The sequence below is a fragment of the Streptomyces sp. MUSC 14 genome, from assembly GCF_001866675.1.
GTDB lineage: Bacteria > Actinomycetota > Actinomycetes > Streptomycetales > Streptomycetaceae > Streptomyces.
The window spans coordinates 1-364 of sequence record NZ_MLYN01000147.1 but is presented as its reverse complement, the minus strand read 5'-3'; the positions used below and the strand labels follow the sequence as shown (position 1 = coordinate 364).

The following is a 364-nucleotide window of genomic DNA, read 5'->3' as shown; positions in this document are numbered from 1 at the left end:
CCCGAGTACGACCCCCGCCTCGTCGCCCTCATCTGGGCCGTCACCGGTACCGACCTGGCCGTCGACTGCTACAAGGACCCCACCACAAAGGGATGCGGCGAAGCTCTCGCGATGCTCATCCCCGGAGCGGTGGAAATCAAGGCCCTCAAGGATATCAGCGAAGCCAAGAGGATTCTCGAAGGCTCAAGGGCTGCCCGCGCCGCGAGCGGGGGTTTCAAGTATGGCGTGTCACCGGAAGAAATAGCGAAACTGAATCGAAGCTTCGGGGGGTCGGGTTCCCCGGTGCGTGGGACGATAGAAAACACGATGCTCAACGCACAGCGCTACAGCAGCTTTTACGACAAGGTCGCGGTTGTTATTCGAG

General features: G+C 60.7%; 1 protein-coding gene. It reads left to right on the top strand.

The features are described 5' to 3' along the window. A partial coding sequence (locus BIV25_RS51945) for a hypothetical protein (protein ID WP_177235669.1) occupies positions 1-364 on the top strand: 364 nt, incomplete at both ends.